Origin of the sequence: Plastoroseomonas hellenica (genome assembly GCF_018129085.1) — a bacterium.
In the GTDB taxonomy this organism is placed as follows: Bacteria; Pseudomonadota; Alphaproteobacteria; order Acetobacterales; family Acetobacteraceae; genus Plastoroseomonas; species Plastoroseomonas hellenica.
In genome coordinates, this window is record NZ_JAAGBB010000014.1 from 105,210 (window position 1) to 121,586 (window position 16,377).

A 16,377-nucleotide genomic window follows, 5' to 3' on the forward strand; every position below is an offset into this window, starting at 1 on the left:
CCATGGTCGCACTCGGCAAGTCCGGCAAGCTGCACCGGCGGGAGCTGGTGAAGGCGGTCCTCGAGGATCGCGGCGACATGCTGGTCATCGCAGGGCTCGGCGCCCCGGCCTGGGACATCACCGCGGTCGGTGATCGGCCCGAGAACCTGCCGCTCTGGGGCGGCATGGGCGGCGCGGCGATGATCGGCCTCGGCCTGGCGCTGGCGCAGCCCAGCCGTAAGGTGCTGGTGATCACCGGCGATGGGGAGATGCTGATGGGCGTCGGCGCCCTGGCCACCATCGCGGTGCAGCGCCCGGCCAATCTCTCCATCCTCGTGCAGGACAACGAGCATTACGGCGAGACCGGCATGCAGGAGACGGCGACGAAGCACGGTGTCGACCTGGTCGCCATGGCCAAGGGCGCCGGCTTCGCCCGCACCCTGCTGGTGACCCGGCCGGAGGAGGTACCGGGGCTCCGCGCCGCGATCCACGCCGGCGGCGGGCCGCTCTTCGCGCTCGCCAAGATCGATGAAACGAGCCTGCCGCTGGTGCTGCCGCCGCGCGAAGGCGCCTTCCTGCAGGCGCGGATGCGGGAAGCGGTGATGGGGCCGGCCGCGCACCTGGCCTGAACAACGAGAAGAAAGGGGGGCGTCCGATGCGTCGTCGTGGTCTTCTGGCGGTCCTGGCGGCTGCCCCCCTTCCCGCCCTGGCGCAGCCTGCCTGCCGGACCTGCCGCGAGGGGGATTGGGCGCCGCAGCGTCCGGTGCGCCTGATCGTGCCCTTCGCGGCGGGCGGCAGCACCGACGTCACCGCACGGCTGGTGGCCGAGGCGCTCGGCCAACGCCTCGGCCAGCCGGTGGTGGTGGAGAACCGCGCCGGCGCCGGCGGCAATATCGGCGCCGAAGCGGTCGCCCGCGCGGCGCCTGATGGGCATACGCTGCTGTTCTCGACCAGTTCGACCCATGCCACCAATCCGGCGCTCTACCGCAACCTGCCCTTTCACCCGCTGCGCGATTTCGCCCCGATCAGCCAGATCGCTTTCATCCCGAACCTGTTCGTCGCGCATCCGGACGTGCCGGCGGGGAGCCTGACGGAGCTGGTGGCCCTGGCCAAGACACGGCCGGGCAGGCTGAATTACGGCAGCGCCGGCCCCGGCACCTCCCAGCATCTTGCCGCGGCGCTCTTCACCTCCAGGGCCGGGATCGAGGTCCAGCACGTGCCCTATCGTGGCGGCGCGCCGGCGGTGGCCGACCTGCTTGGCGACAAGATCCAGTTCATGGCGAGCCCGCTGGTCGAGGTGATCGAACATGTGCGCGCCAATCGCCTGCGCGCGCTTGCCGTCACCACGCTGCGCCGCTCCCCCCTGCTGCCGGAGACGCCGACGGTCGCCGAGACCTTGCCGGGCTACGAGGTCGCGCTGTGGAACGGGCTGCTGGCGCCCACTGGCACACCGGCCGACGCGGTGCGTCGCATCGCGCAGGAGACCCAGGCCGCGCTCCGCACCGCCGAGATGCGCGACCGCCTGGCCCAGCAGGGCAGCGAGCCGGTCGGCAGCGGGCCCGAGGAATTCGCCAGCTTCATCGCCGCCGAGATCCCGAAATGGGCCGAGCTCGTGCGGATCTCCGGTGCCAGCGCCGAATGATAGTCAACGGCACGAGTACTTCACTCGTGCCGAGCGCCCGAATGGGCGCCGCCGGCAGTCCGGCGAAGCCAAGGGGCGCGGATGCGCCCCGCCCGGCGTTTGAGGGGGCCTTGATCGTGCTTACGATCAAGGCCGCAAATATGAGGAATTGAGATGCCGCACGTCGTCTGCATGCGACCGATCCACCCCGATGCCATCCAGGCGCTGCACGACGCGGGCTGCACCGTCGAGATCCCGGAGGACAGTGCCGCCGCGCGCGCGGCGGCGCTGCCGAAGGCCGAGGCGATCATCGTCCGCCTGACCCCGATCACGCGGGAGGTGATCGCCGCCGCGCCGAACCTCCGCCTCGTTGCCCGCCATGGCGTGGGCTATGACGCGGTCGATGTGCCGGCGCTGACCGAGCGCGGCATCCCGCTGACCATCACGCCGGAAGCCAATGCCGTCAGCGTCGCCGAGCATGCGATGATGCTGATGCTCTCCGTCGCGCGCCGCGCCACCGGCTACGACGCGAACATGCGCAAGCCCATCTGGGGCGCGGTGCCGGAGCTGCCGACCTTCGACCTGGCGGGCCGCACCCTGCTGATCTTCGGCTTCGGGCGCATCGGCAGCCGCGTGGCGAAGCGCGCCGCCGCCTTCGACATGAAGATCCTGGTCAGCGACCCCAGGATGCCGCGCAACACCATCCGCGGCCTGGGCCATGAGCCGGTGACCGACATGGATGAGGCGCTCGCAGCCGCCGATGTGGTGACCCTGCACCTGCCGTCCAACGCCGAGACGCGGAACATGGTGGATGCGGCCTTCCTGGCGAAGATGAAGCCCGGCGCCATCCTGATCAACACCGCGCGCGGCACGCTGGTGGTGGAGGATGCGTTGGTGGCGGCGCTGAAATCCGGCCAGCTCGCGGCCGCAGGGCTCGACGTCTTCTACGAGGAGCCGGTGCAGACCCGGATCGGGCTGGCCGAGCTTCCGAACGTCATCCTGACGCCCCATTCCGCCGCCGGCACGGCGGAGAGCATGCGGCGGATGGCGATGAGTTGCGCGGAAAGCGTGCTGCAATGCTTCGCCGGGCGGCTCGATCCCGATAGTGTCGTGAACCCCGAAACTCTGCCGCGGAGGAATTGAAGCCATGAACCCGCTTCTCGTCCTGGCCGAGCATGCGGCCACCTGGCACGACGCCCCCCTGACCCCGGAGATCGAGCACCACGCCCGGCGCGCCCTGGTCGACTGGTTCGCCAATGTGCTCTCCGGCGCATCCCGCGCGCCCGCCACCTTGATGGCGGCGGCGCTCGAGGATGAGACGCGGGGCGGCGGCGGCGCGGTCTGCTACGTCACCGGCAAGCGCGTGCCGGTGCGGCATGCCGCGCTGATCAACGGCACCGCCAGCCATACCGTCGAGTTCGACGACATCTACCGCTATGCGGTCTACCATCCTGGCTGCCCGACCATCGCGGCCGCACTCGCCATGGCGCAGTCGAAGCGCGTGGGCATGGCGAGCTTGCTGCGCGCCATCGCCGGCGGCTATGAGGTCGGCTGCCGCATCGGCGTCGCGGTGCAGCCGAGCCATTACCGGTTCTGGCACACCACCGGCACCATCGGAAATTTCGGCGCCGCCGCCGCCGTTTCCATCCTTCTCGGCTCCGACGCCGAGCGTATCGCGCATGCGATCGCGACCGCCGCCACTATGGCGAGCGGGCTGCAGCAGGCCTTCCGCGGCGAGGGCATGAGCAAGCCGCTGCACCCGGGCCATGCCGCGGAAGCCGGCGCCATGGCGGCGATGGCGGCGGCGCATGGCATGACTGGCGCGCTGGACGTGCTGCACGGGCCGGCCGGCTTCGCGGCCGCGACCAGCGAGGACACCGGCAAATGGGAGAAGTCGCTGGCCAATATCGGCAAGCCTTTCGCCATCACCGACATGACCTTCAAGAACCATGGCTGCTGCGGGCATATCTTCGCCGCCCTCGATGCGGTGCGTGACCTGCAGCGGGAGAATGGGTTCAAGGCGGCCGAGGTCACCGGCGTCGCGGTCGGCGGCTACCGCGCCACCAAGGATGTCTGCGACCGCCCGAATGCGCGGACCGAGCAGGATTGCCGCTTCTCGACCCAATTCACGGTCGCGACCATGCTGCTGCATGGCGGCGTGCGGCTTTCGGCCTTCGAGCCGGAGCGCCTGGCCGATCCCGCGATCCGCGCGCTGATGCCGAAGGTCACGGTCGCGATCGACCCGGACTGCGAGGCAGCCTTCCCGAATGCGCGCAGCGCCAAGGTGACGATCACGCTGGCCGACGGCCGCGTGCTGGCCCGCCACCAGCCGACCCGTAAGGGCGACCCCGATGCGCGTCTCTCCGATGACGATCTCTCCGACAAATTTATGGAGCTGAGCGCGCCGGCGGTCGGCGAAGCGGCGGCGAAGGCGGTGCTGACCCAGCTCTGGCAGGGCGCCGATCTTCCAGGCGCGGTGCCACTGTTGAGCGCGCCTGTCCCGCGGGCGGCGGAGTAGCGGCGGCGGCTGCACGGAAAGCGGCTGAAAGGGCGATCCTCCGCGATGTTCACCGCATCGCTCGAAGGATTGGCCTCGCTCGGCCGCCAGGGGCCACGCGCGCTGGCAGCACTCGTGCTGATCGGCATCGCCTTTCCCCCGCTCGGCCGCCTGGTGCGGCCTTGGTTGGCGGAAGCGGTCTTCCTCCTGCTGGTGCTCTCCTTCCTCCAGCTCGACGTGGCAAGGCTGCGTGCGCATCTTCGCAGGCCGGGCCTCATCCTGGCCGCAACGGCCTGGACCGCGCTTGGCGTGCCGCTGATCTTCCATGCCCTGGCCGGGCTGGCGGGGCTGCGGGAGAAGGATCCGGGCCTCTTCCTCGGGCTGATGCTCCAGGGCCTCGCCTCGCCCATGATGGCGGCTCCGAGCCTCGCCGCACTGATGGGGCTGGACGCCACGCTCGTCCTCATCACCCTCGTCACGGGAACGGTGCTACTCCCATTCGTCGCGCCGGTCCTGACGCAGTTGCTGCTCGGCGAGGCGCTGGCAGTCTCGCCCACGGCACTCGGGACGCGTCTCGGCGCCATCCTCACCGGATCCGTGTTGCTCGCGCTGGTCCTTCGCCGCCTGATCGGCGTGGCGGCCATAGAGCGGCACCGGGATGCGGTGAACGGGGTCAATATCCTCGTACTGCTGGTCTTCGTCGCCGCCGTCATGGGGGACGTGGCCGTCATGGCCTGGGCCGACCCGATCGTCTTCGCTGGGATGACGGTGCTGGCCTTCGCCGTCTTCGCGGCGCTCCTGCTGGGAACGGCCTTGCTTTTCCGCTGGGCGGGCCGGATCGATGCCCTCTCCCTCGGGATTATGGCTTCGCAGCGGAACATGGGCCTGATGGTCGCGGCGGTGGGCGGCGCGCTTCCCAGCACGACCTGGCTCTATTTCTCGCTCTGCCAGTTTCCGATCTATCTGTCGCCGCTGTTGCTGCGGCCCCTGATCAAGGCCAGGCGCCTACCGGAACGGTAGAGCAGATCGCCGGAGGGCGGCATCGCCCGGAGGCGTGAATCTGCTCGGCAAAACACAATGCTCCAAAGCCACAGGCTTCACTGCGAGATCCGCTCCAGCGGCAGGTCGCGCGTGCGCGGTCCCATCAGGGCGATCGCCAGTGCGACGATCAGCATGCTGCCGGCGATGAGGGTGAACACGCCCGTGGTGCCGAAACGGCCGAGGAAGAAAGCGATCACGAAGGCGGTGAACACCGCCGAGAGCCGGCTCCAGGAATAGACGAAGCCGACCGCCATGGCGCGGATGCGGGTCGGGTAGAGTTCCGGCTGATAGGCATGGAAGGCGTAGGAGAGCAGGTTGCTGGCGAGTGTCAGCAGCACGCCGAAGATGATCAGCGGCACCCCGCCGCGCGCGCCAGCGAAGCACAGGCCGAAGATCGCGATTCCGGCCGCCGCGGCGACGATCTGCCATTTCCGCTCCGCCCTGTCGGCCAGCAGATAGCCGAGCGCCGGGCCGAAGGGCGAGGCGATCGCGATGATGAAGGTGTATTCCAGGCTGCGGGTGACATCGACGCCCTGGCTGATCAGCAGGGTCGGCACCCAATTGGCGAAGCCATAGAAGCCGACCGTCTGGAAGATGTTGAAGATCACCAGCATGATCGTGCGGTTGCGGTAGACGCCGCTGAACATCTCCAGGAAGCGGCCGCGCCCCGGAGGCGGTGCCGGATGCGGCAGCGGCGGCGGCAGGGCCTTGCCGTATTCCGCCTGCACGCGACGCTCCAGCGCGGCGGTGATGCGTTCCGCTTCCTCGAGCCGGCCATGGGCCGCGAGCCAGCGCGGGCTTTCCGGCACGGCGCGCCGGAGCCACCATACGAACAGGGCGGAGACGGCGCCGATCAGCACCAGCCAGCGCCAGCCGGGGAGGCCGAGAGGATCGAGCGGCACCAGCGCATAGGCGAGGAAGGCGATCACCGGCACTGCCGAGAATTGGATGGCCTGGTTCACCGCGAAGGCGCGGCCACGCAGCTCGATGGGCGCCAGTTCCGAGATATAGGTGTCGATCGTCACCAGTTCCACGCCGATTCCGACGCCGGCGAGGAAGCGCCACAGGTTCAGCCCGAAGGCGGTGGTCTGGAAGGCCATGGCGACGCTGCAGATGGTGTAGGCCAGCAGCGAAAAGGTGAAGATCGCGCGGCGGCCGAAGCGGTCCGCGACGAAGCCGAACACCATCGTGCCAATGAAGAGACCGGCGAAGAGCGCGGCGATGAAGCTGGCGATGCCCGAGGTGCCGAACAGGCCCGGCGTGGTTGGCGTCAATATGCCTTCGCGGAACAGGCCGGGCGCCACATAGCCGGTGAAGAAGAGATCATAGAATTCGAAGAAGCCGCCGAGCGAGAGGCAGATGATCAGGAACCACACGTGGCGCGTCGCCGGCAGGCGATCGAGCCGCGCGCCGATCTCCGACGCTGTGGGGAGGTGGCGTGGCCGGGCCACGCGAGCGGCTTCCGCGGCGATTGCCGCCACACCGATCAAGGAGCCCTGCGAGCCCATCGCTTCCCCCGATTTCGCCATTTGCATCGGGATGTCATTTAGGCCGTGGCGGCAGGCCCGCCATGGCGGGCAGGGTATATTGAGCAAACTTCATGAACGGGGCGCAGCGAGCTACCCCGCGCGTGCCCCGGTCTCGCGCAGGATCGGCAGCCATTTCGCCGCCTCCGCCCGCACATGACGCGATGCGGCCGCGGCGTCGCCCACCAGGACATCGACGCCCCCATCCTCGAAGCGGCGCTGCACGCCGGCATCGGCCTGGGCTTCCGCGACCGCCGCGGCCAATCCATCGATGATCGCTGCCGGCGTGCCGCGCGGCGCGAAGAGCGCCTGGAAGGAGGAAGCGGCGTAACCGGCGACGCCCGCTTCCTGCAAGGTCGGCAGCTCGGGCAGCAGGCGGGACCGGCGCGGCGTGGTGACGGCGAGTGCCCGGGTCCGGCCGTCGCGGGCCAGCGGCGCCAGCAGGGTCTGGCTGTCGATCATGAAGTCGACGCGGCCGGCGATCAGGTCCGTCACCGCTGCCGGCGTGCCGCGATAAGGCACCACGGTGAACTGCACGCCCGCCAGCTTCTTCAGGAGCTCACCGGCGAGGTGCGACGCCGCGCCGATGCCGGTCGTCGCGAAGGTCGCCTCGCCATTGCGGCCGCGCAGCCAGGCCAATAGCTCCGGCACGCTCCGCGCCGGCAGGTTCGGATGCACGCAGAGCAGGAAGCTCTGGTCGCCGAGCAGTGCGGCAGGCGTCAGGTCGGTAAGCGCATCGAAGCCTGCTTCCGGATAGAGCGCCGGGATCACCGTATGCGCGGCGCCGCTGACCAGCAGCGTGTAGCCGTCGGGCGTCGCGCGGGCGACATTGCGGGCGCCGATGCTCGATCCCGCGCCCGGCACGTTCTCGATCACGAAAGGCTGGCCGAAGCGGCGCGACAGCGGCTCCGCCACGATGCGCGCGACGACGTCGATGATGCCGCCCGCCGCGAAGGGCACCACGATCTTCACCGGCCGCTGCGGCCAGCTGGCCGGCCCGGGCCCCTGGGCCCGTGCCAAGGCGGGCATCGCGACAGCAAGCAATGGCAACTGGCGGCGGCGGATCATGGTGACCTCCGGCAAGGTTACGGCGAGTGTCGGCCTGGACAGGGAGAGGCGGCAAGCGGGAGTATCGCGGCCTTCGGCGCCCCGCAGCCCCAGGATCCTGATCATGCGCCTGCTTTTCATGCTGCTGCTGCTTGCCGCATCAGCGAACGCCGCGGAGCCGCCACTCCCCGCCATCAGGCAGATCGTGGTCTCCGCGCACCCCCTCGCCTCCGAAGCCGGGCTCGCCATGCTGCGACAGGGCGGCAGCGCCGCGGATGCCGCAGTCGCGGTGCAAGCGGTGCTGAGCGTGGTGGAGCCGCAGGCGAGCGGGCTCGGCGGCGGCGCGCTCGCGCTCTACTGGGACGCGGCGACGCGGCAGCTCACGCATCTGGATGGCATCGCCAGCGCACCTGCGAGCCTGCCGGTCGCACGCCTGATGGAAGGGACGGCGGGGCCCGCGACGGTCGCCCGCAGCGGTCGCGCCGTCGCGGTGCCGGGCGCCGTCACCATACTCGGCGCGCTGCATGCGGCGGAGGGGAAGCTGCCCTGGGCGCGGCTGCTGGAACCCGCGATCCGCGCCGCGAGCGACGGGTTCCCAGTGCCGCCCTATCTGCATCAGGCGGTGCGGGCGCGCAGCACGGAGCTCGCCCGGGTCCCGGCGCTCCGCGCCATGCTCTTCGACGCCGAGGGCCATCTGCTTCCGGTCGGCACCCTGATCCGCAACCCCGCGCAGGCGGAGGCGCTCCGCCACTTGGCAGAGGCGGGCCCGCAGGCTCTGCAACGCGGCCCGATCGCGGATGCGATCCTGGCTGCGATTGCCGCACATCCGGTCCCCGGCTGGATCACCGCCACCGATCTCGCAGGCTATGCGCCGCGCCGGCGCGAGCCGGTCTGCGTGGAGATCTTCGCGCGCCGCATCTGCAGCGCGGCACCCCCAGCTTCGGGCGGCATCAGCGTGCTGCAGCAGGTCATGATGCTGGAGGCGGCCGGCATCGCCCGCCGGGCGCCGGAGAGTGTGGACGCTGCGCATCTGCTGCTGGAGGCGAGCCGGCTCGCCGGCGCCGACCGGCGCCGCTGGATTGGCGACCCGGACCAGGTCAGCGTGCCGACGGACGGCCTGATCGACCGCGCCTATCTGGCCGATCGCGCCGCCCGCATCGATCCCACCCGCGCCATGGCTGAGACGCCCGCCGGGGAGCCACCCCGGCGCCACGGTGCCCTGCCGCCCGAGAGCGTGCCGATCGCCGAAGCCGCGACATCCCACATCGCGATCCGTGATGCGGCGGGGAATGCGCTGGCGATGACCACCACGAACAACCTGAATTTCGGCGCCGAGATCCTGGCCACCGGCTTCGTGCTGAACAACGGCATGACGAATTTCGCGACCAATCCCGGCACCGCTGAGGCCCCCGCGCAGAACCGAATGCAGCCCGGCAAACGGCCCGCGACCACCATGGCGCCGACCATCGTCTTCGGTGCCGATGGCACGCCGGAGATCATCCTCGGCGCCGGCGGCGGCGCCCGCATCATCGATGCCGTCGCGACCGCACTGGTCGAGATGTTGGCCTGGAACCGCAGCGCCGCCACCGCGGCGGCGCGGCCTCGCATCGGCGCCCAGGTCAACCCGAGCGCCGCCGAGGTCGAGGCCGGCACCGGCGCGGAGGCCTTGCTGCCGGCGCTGCGCGCGCTGGGACACACAGTGCAGGCAGCGACCATGAACACCGGCCTGCAGATCATTCAGCGCGACGGCGATGCCTGGATCGGTGTTGCGGACCCGCACCGCGACGGTGCGGCACGGGGGGATTGATCGGCTGACGGCGTCAGGCGTGTAGCCGGTCGATATGCCGGCCGACGAAGTCGTTTACGCCGATGCGCAAGGGTCGGACGCGGCCATTCTGATAATAGCGCTTGGAGTAGATCAGCCGCCTGCCCCGCACCACATTGCGCGCGGCATCGAGGACGAAGCGGTTGACCGCCGCCGTGTCCGCCGCCCAGGCGTTGAAGACGACGCAGTCACCGTCCGCAGCATCATCATGGCCGATGCCACGGCGGCCCAGCAGCCAGGCTTCGGCGCGGTCTTCGCTGGTCAGGGCCCATCCCAGGAAGCCGACGACGCGATTCTCTCCATTGACCACGAAGTAGTAGTGCCCGCGATTGATCTGCCCGACCAGGATACGGCCCCAGCCGCCCATCGGGAGTTGCGCGAAAGGGGCCTTGGTCATCAGGTGGCCGACAGCGAGGCCGAGGGCCGTCACCGGATTGCCTGGCCGAAACAGCCGCAGCGATGCGCCGGGCGCCGGGTGATCGACCGGCCGGCGATCGGAAATCGCCGTTGCCGCATGCATGATCATGGAGCTCTGTCCTCCTGCTGCGACCCGGCCGCCAGCCTGCTGGCGGCCGGGTGGTTCCTCGTGATTGGCGAAGCAGTCCGATCAGAAGACCATGAAGTCCGTATGGTTCAGGGCCTGCGTGACATCGAGCGGGTCAAGCGTCGCGAACCGGACTGCCGCAACGCCGCCGACACCATCGGCGTCATAGGACAGGGCGCCCGTCGTGCTGTCGTAGATGATGCGGTCACTCGCATCCGCAGCCGCGCCCCCCATGTGAAAGGCGGACGCGTTGAGCGCGCCGGTCGGCAGGGCGTTGAAGATCTGGCGGTCGAGCCAGATGGTGTCCTGTCCCAGCTTCATGTCGTCGATCTTGTCGACATTGGTGGCGGCGTTCAGGGCACTGTCGAAGTAGAACCGGTCCTGCCCAGCGCCGCCGATCAGCAGGTCCATGCCGCCGCCGCCCCAGAGCTGGTCACCGTCGTTGCCGCCCATCAGGGTATTCGCGCCGTCATTCCCGAAGAGCTTGTCGTCGAAATTCGACCCGGTCAGGTTCTCGATATTGCGCAGCGTGTCGCCAGTGGCGTCGCCGCCATAGGTGGCACCGACCAGGCTGACGGTCACGCCGGAGAGGGATTCATAGTACTCGGCGGTGTCGACGCCATCGCCACCATCGAGCTGATCGCCGTCACCGCCGCCCTCCAGCCGGTCATCGCCCGCACCGCCCAGAAGCGTGTCCGTGCCCACGCCGCCACGGAGCGTGTCCTGCCCGCCGAAGCCCTTGAGCGTATCGTTGCCCTGGGCGCCCTCCAGAACGTTCCCGAAGTCGGTGCCTTCGAACAGGTCGTCATAGGCGGAGCCGGAGAGGTTCTCGATGCCATACAGCGTATCGCCCTCGGCATCGCCGCCATAGCCGCGGCCGGGAGAGGAGTCAGGGGAGAGATAGACGCTGACGCCCTGCTTGGAGGCTTCGTAGACCGCCTTGTCGATGCCTTCGCCGCCGTCGAGGCGATCGGCGCCGCCGCGGCCATCGAGCGTGTCGTTGTCCCATTCGCCGTTGAGCTCGTCGCCGGCTTCATCGGTGCCGCGGAGATAATCCCGTCCGATGCCGCCATAGAGGCTGCCATGGGCCTTCAGGGTGTCGTCGCCACCCATGCCGAAGAGGGTGTCGCGACCGCCGCCGCCCTGGAAGTCGTTCGCGACGTCATTGCCGAACAGCAGATCGTCGTAGTAGGAGCCTGTGACATTCTCGATGTCGAAATACAGATCGCCTTCGGCGGTGCCGTAGAGGCCGCCGCCGCTATTGAGGCTGACATAGACCCCCACATTGGAATCGTCGTAGATGACGCGGTCATTGTCCGCGCCGCCATAGATCCTGTCGGCGCCAGCACCGCCCCGAAAGGTGTCGATGCCGCCGGCGCCCTTCAGGGTGTCGTCGCCGTCATAGCCCCAGAAGAAGTCGCTTCCTTCGGTGCCGCCAAGCTGATCGGCGCCGTTCGTACCGTGTTTGCTGGCCATGGATTGTCCCTTGCCTGTGTCGGATCACGTCCGGGCGCCGCAGGACGCCGCACCGGACAGACGACACTAAGCAGGGGCACCGGGCCGCCCTGTTCCGGTGGAAACAGGGCCGCCGCATCCGCGTCAGTCCAGCCGGATACTCGCGTTCCGGATCAGCTCCGCATAGCGCTGCGCGTCCCGCCGCAGCAGCGCAGCCGCATCATCCTGCGTCCCGCCGCCCGGCAGGAAGCCCGCTTCCCGGATGCGCGTGCGCAGCCCCTGATCGCCGAGCACCTTGTTCACCGCGGCCGACCAGCGCGCGGTGATCTCGGCCGGCGTATTGGCGGGCGCCATGACCATGTACCAGACGCTGGAATCGAAGCCCGGGAAGCCGAGCTCGGCAACTGTCGGCACATCGGGCAGCCATTCCACCCGTTCCGGCATGGTGATCGCGAGCGCTTTCAGCGAACCGGCGCGGATATGCGGCAGGTTGGTCGGCAGCGTGTCGATGTTGAGGTCGACGCGGCCGGCGATCAGGTCGTTCACCGCCTGGCCGGTGCCGCGATAGGGCACATGGGTCATGCTGATGCCGGCGCGGATGCAGAGCAGTTCCGATGCCAGGTGCTGGGAGGTGGCGGCACCGGAGGAGGCGAAGTTGAGCTTGCCGGGATTGGCCTTGGCGTAGTCGATCAGCCCGCGCAGCGTGTCATAGGGCGCGTTCCGCGGCACCACGGCGACCAGCGGCACGGTGCCGGCCAGCGCCACCGCGGTCTGGTCGCGGATGATGTCGAAGGGCGGCGGCGTCATCAGCGGCGGCACCACGGCGCTGGCGCTGATCGTCGTCATCAGCATGGTGTAGCCGTCCGGGCGCGCCCGCGTCATGGCCGAGGCGGCGAGCGTGCCGCTGGCGCCAGGGCGGTTCTCGATCGCGACCGGCTGGCCGAATTCCTCGGCGAGGGCAGGCTGCAGGAAGCGCGCGATGATGTCGGTGCCGCCGCCCGGCGCGAAGCCGACCAGCATGGTGACGGGACGGCTGGGATAGGCCTGGGCGTGCAGGAGGCGTGGCGTAGCGCTCAGCAACGCCGCCGCGCCGAGCGCGCGGCGGGTGATCCGGGTATTCATTCTTGAAGACTTCCTCTCGTCGTCTTGGTTGTCGTCAGCGGCCCTGCCAATTGGCCGGCCGCCGCGCGAGGAAGGCGTCGACGCCTTCCGCGAAATCGGCGCTGGTGAAGCACATGGTCACCAGGTCATCGCCGTGGGTGTTGCGTGCCGCTTCACGCAGGCGGCGCATCGCCTCCTTGGTGGCGCGCAAGGTCAGCGGCGCATGGCCCGCGACCAGCCGGGCCAGCTCCTCCGCCCGGGCATGCAGCGCCGCGGCATCGGGCAGGATCTCGTTCAGCAACCCGGCCGCCTTCGCTTCCTCCGCCTCGATCAGCCGTGCGGTGAAGACGAGGTCGATGACGCGCGCCGGACCGATCAGTGCCGCGAGGCGCGCATAATTCGCCATCGACAGGCAATTGCCGAGGGTCTTGGCGATCGGAAAGCCGATCTTCGCATTGGCCGCACCGATGCGCAGGTCGCAGACCCCGGCGATGGCGGCGCCGCCCCCGGTGCAGGCGCCGGCGATCGCGGCGATGGTCGGCTTCGGGCAGCATTCGATCGCGGTCACGATGCGGTCGATCTTCGCCTCATAGTCGAGCGCATCCTGCGGACCCGAAAAGCTGCGGAACTGGGAGATGTCGGTCCCCGCCGCGAAGGCCTTCTCCCCGGCGCCGGTGATCACCCACGCCTTCACGGCGGGATCGGCGCCGATCTCGCCGGCCAGGCGATAGAGCCCCTCATACATCGGGAAGGTCATGGCGTTGCGGGCCTGCGGCCGGTTCAGCACCGTCCAGGCGATGCCGCCATCCCGCACCTCGTGCAGCAGCTCGGGCTCGGCCGTATTGGTATCCATTTCCTGCGTTTCCCGGTTCGTCCATCGGGAGTCGATCCTCTGCGGCCGCCCCCGTCAAGCCGGCGGCTTGCCGAAGCCGCCGGGTGGTGCGAACAGAAGCGCGACCGGAGCCAGCGGGCCGGTAGTCCGGCGAGCCAAGCCGCGCGGATGCGCGGCGCCCGGCGTATGAGGGATCTGAGGAGACGACGCCGATGCGTATCGCCGATGTGAAGCAGGCCGTGGTGCCGATCAGCAGCGCCATCGCCAATGCCTATATCGATTTCTCCAAAATGACCGCCTCGGTCGTCGCGGTGACGATCGAGGATGGCGCCGGCCGCCGCGCCACCGGCTATGGCTTCAACTCCAATGGCCGCTACGCCCAGCCCGGCCTGCTGGCCGAGCGCTTCATCCCGCGCCTGACCGGCACGACGGAAGCCGAGATCACCCGCACCGATGGCGGGCTCGACCCGGTCGGCGCCTGGGCCGCGATGATGAAGAACGAGAAGCCCGGCGGCCATGGCGACCGCAGCGTCGCGGTCGGCGTGCTCGACATGGCGCTCTGGGACGCAGCCGCGAAACTGGAGGGGGTGCCGCTCTGGAAGCTGCTGGCCGATCGCTACCGCGGCGGCCCGGCCGACGAGACGGCCTGGGTCTATGCCGCCGGCGGCTACTACCATCCCGGCAAGGGCGTCGATGCCCTGGTCGAGGAGATGAAGCGCTACCTCGACATGGGCTACAGCACCGTGAAGATGAAGATCGGCGGCGCCCCCGGCACGCCGCTCAAGGAGGCCCTCGCCGAGGACATGGCGCGGATCGAGGCGGTGGTGAAGCTGCTCGGCGGCGAAGGGTCCCGCCTCTGCGTCGACGTGAACGGGCGCTTCGGCCTGCACGCCGCGCTGACCTATGCGGCGGCGCTGCAGCCCATGAATCTCCGCTGGTACGAGGAGCCGCTGGACCCCCTCGATTTCGCGACGCATGCGACCTTGGCCGAGCATTACCTGCCGCCGATCGCGACCGGCGAGAACCTGTTCTCCATGCTCGACGCGCGGAACCTGATCCGCCATGGCGGGTTGCGGCCGGACCGCGACATCCTGCAATTCGACCCGGCGCTGTCCTACGGCCTGGTCGAATATCTCCGCACGCTCGAGATGATGGCGGCCCATGGCTGGTCGCCGCGCCGCTGCGTGCCCCATGGCGGCCACCAGTTCGCGCTCAATATCGCCGTCGGGCTCGGCCTCGGCGGCAATGAGAGCTATCCGGAGGTCTTCGCGCCCTTCGGCGGCTTCGCCGACGACACGCCGGTCACGGACAGCCGCATCCGCATGCCGACCATCCCGGGCATCGGCTTCGAAGCGAAGTCGGCGCTCTGGGCGGTGCTCAAGGATCTCGCTTGAGCGATGCCAGCCTGATCGCCGCGACCGCCGCGCGCTATGCCGGCGCCGGCCGCTTCGCCCAGGGTTTTGTCAGTGGCAAGCTGCGCCGGGACCCGGCGACGGCGGCTATCCTGGCGCTCGGCGCTGACGGCTTCGGCCATCTGCTCGATCTCGGTTGCGGGCGTGGGCAGCTCGCGCTCGCGCTGCTGCTGGCGGGCCATGCGACTGATGTCACCGGGCTCGACCGCGCCGGCAGCAAGATCGCGGATGCGGCGCGCGCAGCGGAGGGCCTGGCGGCGCGCTTCGAAGCCGCCGACCTCGCCACCGCGCCGCTGCCCGATTGCGACACCGCGATGCTGATCGACGTGCTGTACCAGATGCCGGGAGGGTTGCAGCGCGACCTGCTGACCCGCGTCGCGCGCGTGGCGCGGCGACGGGTGCTGATCCGCGCCTTCGACCCGGACCGCGGCTGGCGCAGCGCGGTCGGGTTCGCGATGGAAGGCGCCGGCCGTCTACTGCGCGGGGAGATCCGCCGCGCAGCGATCGCGCCGCTGCCGCTGCCCGCACTCGCAGCACCCCTGCAAGCCGCGGGCTTCGCGGTTCGCATCACCCCTTGCTGGCAGGGCACGCCATTGCCCAATGTGCTGCTGGTCGCGGAGCGTCAGCCGGATGCGTCATAGCCATGTCATGCTTGCCATGCTTCTCCTGCTCGCCTCCGGCGCCGCTGCGGCGCAGGAGGTGCGGCGCCCGGTGCTGGAGCTCGGCCTCATCGGCGGCGGCGGCCATGTCCCGGATTATCCGGCGGCCGATGAAGGGCGGCTGCGCGGCATCATCGCGCCCTTCCTGATCTATCGCGGTGAGATCTTCCGCAGCGACGACCAGGGGGCGCGGCTGCGCGCGCTCAGGGGCGAGGATTTCGAGTTCTCGCTCAGCGCCTCCGGCTCCTTCCCGGTTTCCTCGGACGACAATGACGCACGGCGCGGCATGCCCGATCTCGATTGGATGGGCGAAATCGGGCCGACGCTCCGCCTCACGCTCTGGCGGGCCGGCGATGCCGCGTCGCCGCGCCGCATCCTGCTGGAGACGCCGGTGCGCGCGGTCTTCTCGACCGATTTCCGCTCCATCAGCCATCGCGGCTTCACCTTCGCGCCCGACATCGCCTTCGAGGCACGCAACTTCGTGCTGCCGAATGCCCGGCTGCGCGCCGGGATCGGCGTCACCTTCGGTGATCACCGCTTCATGGATTATTTCTACGGCGTCGCCCCGGAATTCGCCCGGCCGGGCCGCCCGGCCCATGACGCGCGCGCCGGCTATCTCGGCGCGCGGGCCAGCTTCTCCTACCGGGTGCCGATCACCGAACGCATCGCCGTCGTCGCCGGCGCCCGTGTCGAGTATTTCGGCGCCGCGTCCAATCGCGACAGCCCGCTGTTCCGCCGGGACTGGAACCTCTCGGTCGCCGCCGGCTTCTCCTGGTCGCTCTGGCGGTCCGAAGCGACCGTTGCCGTCGACGACGATCCCTTCGACTGACCGGGCCCG

Annotated in this window: 15 protein-coding genes; 9 read left to right on the forward strand and 6 right to left on the reverse strand. The window is 69.8% G+C overall.

From position 1 onward, the window contains the following. Window positions 1–2: 2 nt before the first annotated feature. The 5 genes from GXW71_RS13505 (at window position 3) to GXW71_RS13525 (ending at window position 5,117) form a co-directional block, all read left to right on the forward strand. Window positions 3–608 carry a thiamine pyrophosphate-dependent enzyme gene (locus tag GXW71_RS13505; protein WP_211853043.1) on the forward strand — a complete coding sequence of 202 codons (606 nt, stop codon included), beginning with the start codon at window positions 3–5 and terminating at the stop codon, window positions 606–608. 26 nt (window positions 609–634) lie between these two features. Continuing rightward, entirely contained in the window at window positions 635–1,621 is a 987-nt protein-coding gene (locus GXW71_RS13510) for a tripartite tricarboxylate transporter substrate binding protein (RefSeq protein WP_211853044.1), read from the forward strand. 153 nt (window positions 1,622–1,774) lie between these two features. Then, a complete protein-coding gene (locus tag GXW71_RS13515) occupies window positions 1,775–2,743 on the forward strand; it encodes a hydroxyacid dehydrogenase (protein WP_211853045.1) in 969 nt (322 codons plus the stop codon). 4 nt (window positions 2,744–2,747) lie between these two features. Further along, window positions 2,748–4,118: an MmgE/PrpD family protein gene (locus GXW71_RS13520; RefSeq protein ID WP_211853046.1), complete on the forward strand. Its 1,371-nt coding sequence runs from the start codon at window positions 2,748–2,750 to the stop codon at window positions 4,116–4,118. Between the two features lie 45 nt (window positions 4,119–4,163). Then, window positions 4,164–5,117 carry a hypothetical protein gene (locus GXW71_RS13525; protein WP_211853047.1) on the forward strand — a complete coding sequence of 318 codons (954 nt, stop codon included), beginning with the start codon at window positions 4,164–4,166 and terminating at the stop codon, window positions 5,115–5,117. Window positions 5,118–5,194: 77 nt separating this feature from the next. On the opposite strand, the gene GXW71_RS13530 is transcribed toward GXW71_RS13525, so the two are convergent. Together GXW71_RS13530 and GXW71_RS13535 are read right to left on the reverse strand one after the other, a co-directional pair. After that, the gene (locus GXW71_RS13530; protein ID WP_367617302.1) at window positions 5,195–6,589 is read right to left on the reverse strand and encodes an MFS transporter; all 1,395 of its coding nucleotides are present in this window, start codon (window positions 6,587–6,589) and stop codon (window positions 5,195–5,197) included. Window positions 6,590–6,757: 168 nt separating this feature from the next. Continuing rightward, the gene (locus tag GXW71_RS13535) at window positions 6,758–7,837 is read right to left on the reverse strand and encodes a Bug family tripartite tricarboxylate transporter substrate binding protein (RefSeq protein ID WP_211853048.1); all 1,080 of its coding nucleotides are present in this window, start codon (window positions 7,835–7,837) and stop codon (window positions 6,758–6,760) included. On the opposite strand from GXW71_RS13535, the gene GXW71_RS13540 reads away from it, so the two are divergent. Continuing rightward, window positions 7,836–9,518 carry a gamma-glutamyltransferase family protein gene (locus GXW71_RS13540; RefSeq protein WP_211853049.1) on the forward strand — a complete coding sequence of 561 codons (1,683 nt, stop codon included), beginning with the start codon at window positions 7,836–7,838 and terminating at the stop codon, window positions 9,516–9,518. The genes GXW71_RS13535 and GXW71_RS13540 overlap by 2 nt on opposite strands. Before the next feature lie 13 nt (window positions 9,519–9,531). On the opposite strand, the gene GXW71_RS13545 is transcribed toward GXW71_RS13540, so the two are convergent. The 4 genes from GXW71_RS13545 to GXW71_RS13560 form a co-directional block, all read right to left on the reverse strand. Further along, complete coding sequence (locus GXW71_RS13545; protein WP_211853050.1) at window positions 9,532–10,062, reverse strand: hypothetical protein; 531 nt, start codon at window positions 10,060–10,062, stop codon at window positions 9,532–9,534. 81 nt (window positions 10,063–10,143) lie between these two features. Beyond that, a complete protein-coding gene (locus GXW71_RS13550; RefSeq protein ID WP_211853051.1) occupies window positions 10,144–11,556 on the reverse strand; it encodes a calcium-binding protein in 1,413 nt (470 codons plus the stop codon). Between the two features lie 123 nt (window positions 11,557–11,679). Then, window positions 11,680–12,657 carry a Bug family tripartite tricarboxylate transporter substrate binding protein gene (locus GXW71_RS13555; protein ID WP_211853052.1) on the reverse strand — a complete coding sequence of 326 codons (978 nt, stop codon included), beginning with the start codon at window positions 12,655–12,657 and terminating at the stop codon, window positions 11,680–11,682. Window positions 12,658–12,691: 34 nt separating this feature from the next. Continuing rightward, window positions 12,692–13,489, reverse strand: a complete 798-nt coding sequence (locus GXW71_RS13560) for an enoyl-CoA hydratase/isomerase family protein (RefSeq protein WP_211853053.1) — start codon at window positions 13,487–13,489, stop codon at window positions 12,692–12,694. A 191-nt stretch (window positions 13,490–13,680) separates the two neighbouring features. Here GXW71_RS13560 and GXW71_RS13565 point away from each other — a divergent pair, with 191 nt between their 5' ends. From GXW71_RS13565 to GXW71_RS13575, 3 genes are read left to right on the forward strand one after another with little or no spacing between them, the layout of a single operon-like run. Continuing rightward, on the forward strand, window positions 13,681–14,862 hold the full coding sequence (locus GXW71_RS13565; protein WP_211853054.1) for an enolase C-terminal domain-like protein: 1,182 nt from the start codon (window positions 13,681–13,683) through the stop codon (window positions 14,860–14,862). Then, window positions 14,859–15,521: a methyltransferase domain-containing protein gene (locus tag GXW71_RS13570; protein WP_211853055.1), complete on the forward strand. Its 663-nt coding sequence runs from the start codon at window positions 14,859–14,861 to the stop codon at window positions 15,519–15,521. The genes GXW71_RS13565 and GXW71_RS13570 overlap by 4 nt, the downstream gene beginning before the upstream one ends. A 16-nt stretch (window positions 15,522–15,537) precedes the next feature. Beyond that, window positions 15,538–16,368, forward strand: coding sequence for a MipA/OmpV family protein (locus GXW71_RS13575; protein ID WP_211853056.1), 831 nt, complete (start codon window positions 15,538–15,540; stop codon window positions 16,366–16,368). Window positions 16,369–16,377: the final 9 nt, after the last annotated feature.